Annotated in this window: 1 protein-coding gene and 2 pseudogenes; 1 reads left to right on the top strand and 2 read right to left on the bottom strand. The window is 54.4% G+C overall.

Going from position 1 to position 4,062, the window contains the following annotated elements:
* Positions 1 to 74 precede the first annotated feature (74 nt).
* Positions 75 to 437 (bottom strand): hypothetical protein, encoded by a 363-nt coding sequence (locus tag INT19_RS11485; protein WP_193060827.1) that lies wholly within the window; start codon positions 435 to 437, stop codon positions 75 to 77.
* A 149-nt stretch (positions 438 to 586) separates the two neighbouring features.
* Here INT19_RS11485 and INT19_RS11480 point away from each other — a divergent pair.
* Positions 587 to 1,243: pseudogene (locus tag INT19_RS11480) on the top strand (transposase); the annotation flags it as partial.
* A 191-nt stretch (positions 1,244 to 1,434) separates the two neighbouring features.
* Here the strand turns inward: INT19_RS11480 and INT19_RS11475 are convergent.
* Positions 1,435 to 4,062, bottom strand: a pseudogene (locus INT19_RS11475) (hypothetical protein); the annotation flags it as partial.

Below are 4,062 nucleotides of genomic sequence, written 5' to 3'. Positions count from 1 at the left end.
AATTTCAGGGCGTGGCTGTAGGTGCTGATTTATGGGCGCTTACGCTAGACACCCCCGGCTACCCGATTAGCATGCTACAACTCACGCTTAGAATTGGTTAAAAAATCACTACCCGACAATGGGCCTTTGTATATATCTTCTAATAAAAAGTGTAGAACCTCTTTAAGTTCTTTTTTGCCACGTGGCAATGTAATTTTTCCATTATTAACAGCCACTGGAATATCTGGAAAATTGGCAGCGGCAGTAGATATCTGAGTAACAGTATAAGCGTCTAATACACCCGAACTCTTAATAGAATGCGCCATCTTTCTTACTTGCGTATCAGCTTCTGAGATAAAAATTGCAAGGTCAGCAATCTCCAATGAAGCATGTTGAGACATCTGAGTTAAGTCTTCATCTGTTGCTTCTCTATAAAACTCTGACAGATCAAAAACCATTCGAGCATTGTGAAAGCTTTTAAATTTCGTCTTATTGCCTTCAATAATTGCTACTAACCTGAATCCGTGAGACCGGCCCCCGGAAGCACTTCTAACCCACTGACCTGCATGGCAATATAGCCATTATCGCCATTCACCCAGACAGTGCCATGCCCAACATAAAGTTCCGCGCCAGTCGCCGCACCCTCACCAGCCATTCCGGGCTGTCGATCATCGGGCAGTGCATCGAGATCGCCGGCGTCGACAGCATCGACGGCCGCTTCCCCGCCACGCTGGGTATGCGCACCAGCGACGTGGTCAAGAGCTACCTGGGTCTGCTGTGTCTGGGCATGAGCGACTATGATGCCATCGAAAACTTCCGCCGCGACAAACCCTTCCAGCAACTGCTGACCCTGCAGAAGGTGCCGAGCACCGCCACGCTGCGACAGCGGCTGGAAAAACTTGCCGCCAATGACCTGCAGGCGCGCACCGCCAGCTGGTCGACGACCCTGCTGTCACTGGTCGAGGCACCGATCACCGCCGAGACGACACACGTCTGCCTGGACATCGACACCTTCGTCATGGACAACAGCAATTCGAAGAAGGAAGGCGTCTCGCGGACCTACCAGAAGGTCGATGGCTACACCCCGATCGCCGCGTATCTGGGCAACGAAGGGTGGTGCCTGGGCCTGGAGCTGCGTCCCGGCAAGCAGCACACCATGAAGGAGAGCAACGCCTTCCTGGAGCGGGTGCTGCCTCGTGCCCCGGGTCTGACCGAGCAACCCATCCTGCTGCGTGAGGACAGCGGCTTCGACAGCCAGGCGCATCGGTGGCACGGCAGTGCTTGCACGGTGACACCAGCTTGAGGGAGATGGCCCGCAGCATGGCCTGGACCATTCTCTGGTGCGGACATGGCGGGACAACTACCGTCAGCATGGCGTGCCGGTGATTTGAAAGGAAAAGGCCCCTGACAAAGCAGGGGCGAATAGGTATGGAGCAGTATGTTTATGCCTATGAATCAAGCAATTTCGGCTGCGTAGAGTGAGAAATCCTCCTTACCCAAGCCGGTTACCTGGGCCAGTTCATCCAGTGAAGAGAGCGCGGCAACTTGCTCACGGCCGGCAGCGCTACTCCAGTCATCATCATACCAGAGCTCGCCGTGGCCGCTATCTGTATTGAATGCTAAGAGATAGCCTTCCAGATCCTCCAGGGTTTCCTCTTCGTTGATAGTTGTCTCGTCGATAGCTTCCTGAAGCTGAATCAGCTTGCCATTATCGTCGGCAACAAGATCATCTAGTGTGTTGCGCTCGACGAAATTATCTTCTGGGAGCGGCGTGTCGCCGTCCAGTTCAGAATCGATGAACGTCATCAGGCCGTCGTTATCAAAGGCGATCTTGTCTCCTTCATCGTGCACAAAGTCGGTGATGGTGGTGGTGCCACGCGAAGAGCCGCTAAAGCCCAGCACAAAGGTATCGCTATCTTCATCGCCGCTTAGCTGGTTATCGCCGCCCAGAGCATAGATCCAGTCGTCACCCGCTCCCCCCTGAATAGTGTTATCCAGAGAGTTGCCAGTGAGTTCGTCGGCGTATACCGTGCCCACTAGGTCAGCGATAAAGTCGGCGCGGTAATCCTCTAGACTCGAGGTCAGCACTTCCACCAGGTTGGAACTATCACTTTCCAATTCCAACACGGCACCATAGCCTAGCTCATCGACCAATTCCTCATAGGTAGAAACCTCATAGCGGGTTACCGCAAAGATAGGGTAGATGCTGCTTTCTTCCAGGGCCTCCCTGACTTGATCGATAGAAGGGTAGTCCTCTCCGCTGCCTGCGGGGTCGCCGTCTAGAATCTTGTCACCATTGTTGGGCGCCAGCTCTGGATTGCGGCTGATGCCGTCGCCGGCCTGGTGATAGCTGGCATCCGTGAGCAGCACTAAAGCACGCAGGGCATCGGGGCGATAGCCAATGCCTGTGGCGTCCATATCGATGTTGCCTTCTTCATGGTATGCCAAGCTGTCTTCAGCACGCAGGGCTATCTGCAACAGCGATGTTAGTTGAGCCTCTGGGCCATCAGAACCCGACAATATTTCCATTTCCTCATAGGCCTGGCGTAGCACTTCCGGATCAAGAGATAGCGGAGCATCAGTGCGATACTCATAGTCGCTGTTTGCACCAAACGGCGACAGCGGCTTGTCGACATACGATGCGACTCCGAAGGTGCTGTTTGGCTGTATCTCACGCACACCGTTAATCAGGTCATCGATGAAGCCTGTCGTACGAATAGTAGAGAGGTCATCGCTGAAAGAGCCGGATAGATCCTGAGACAGCAGGATATCCAGTGGCTGTAGCCCCGTAGCGCCGGTGCCGGTGCCTAGCTGAATGCTGGCTCCTCCTGCTTCTACTCCTCCCGCTATGCTACCTCCTTCACTGAGGTCCAGACTGGCAGCCCCCTCGGCGAGTGAAAGATCCAGAGTGCTGTTGCGACCGCTATCGATAATCGTCTTGGTGCCTGATCCAGAAATCTGGTAAGTATCCTGACCGCCAAGACCTACCAGAACATCGTCACCGCCCAGCCCATCGATGATGTCGTCTTCGGCGGTACCGATCAGGTAATCATTTTCCTCAGTACCTCGAGTAACGCCGTCATCATCGGCTTCACGAGAAATGGTGTTGACAATACGAGCCTCGCTGGGATCTGTGCCATTCACAGCCAGTTCGGAGGTCAGCGTATAGCCGGACATGCTGCCCAGATCAGTGTCAGTTTTTAACGTCCCCGAGCCGCTCAGGATGCGTGCACCGCCTAGGCTGTCCAGGTCGTCAATTTCCAGTGTGACGCCTTCTCCTATTTCAAGCTCACCAATGAAGGAGAGGTCGATGCCGTCTTTCAGCGTGAAGGTGGTTGGCTCATCGCTATGAATTCTCAGTGTGCTGCTTCCATCACCGGTCAGCGTGAGAAAATCTTCCAGTTGGCTCGTGTCAAATGTCACATCAGAGCGAATTTCGACTTTGGAAACATTCGTTAGTGTATAGCTGCTTAGATCGGCCTTGCCGATGACATAAAGTGTATTGTCACCGCCGCCGCCTTCGATCACGCCTGCTCCACCATCGGCGTCTTCATTCAAGTTTTTGCCATTAAGCTCTGAGATAGGGAACCCCAAAGCATCTGTTGTGGCAGTCGAATCGACTTTGCCGCCACTGGAGACGTCGCCGATAATCACAAAGGTATCGTCCCCGGCACCGCCGAGCATTTGGTCAACGCCCGCTCCAGCACGAAGCGTTGCGCCATCGTCATCAGCACGGATAACATCTTGTCCACTGCCGGTGGTCAAGAACCCGGAGCCTATAGTCAAGGTCTCGCTTATGCTTTCATCGCTTTTATTGCTGGCCGTTAAAGTAAGCTCGACATTCTCATCGGCGCTTAGCGCCTCACCGTCACGCAGCTTAAGCTTGCCGTCGACGACTTCGAAGCGATCGTCGCCCGTCAGCTCAAAGTCATAGGTGCCACCTGAATCGGCACTAGCTACCTGCAGGCTGCCAATTTCGGCTCCAGCAGCCCCGTTCCTGATAACGTTGCCATCCAGCGCAATGGCCGTGGGTGTGGTGTCGGGCTCCGGTTCGGGTTCGGGCTCCGGTTCGGGTTCAGGCTC

Source organism: Halomonas sp. 3A7M, assembly GCF_014897875.1.
Classification (GTDB): Bacteria; Pseudomonadota; Gammaproteobacteria; order Pseudomonadales; family Halomonadaceae; genus Vreelandella.
The sequence above is the reverse complement of the archived record's forward strand: the minus strand, read 5'-3'. Positions and strand labels throughout refer to the sequence as shown.

Excerpts from the sequence above, each read along its gene's own strand:
- INT19_RS11485 (WP_193060827.1), bottom strand. The coding sequence starts at position 437 with ATGGTTTTTGATCTGTCAGAGTTTTATAGAGAAGCAACAGATGAAGAC.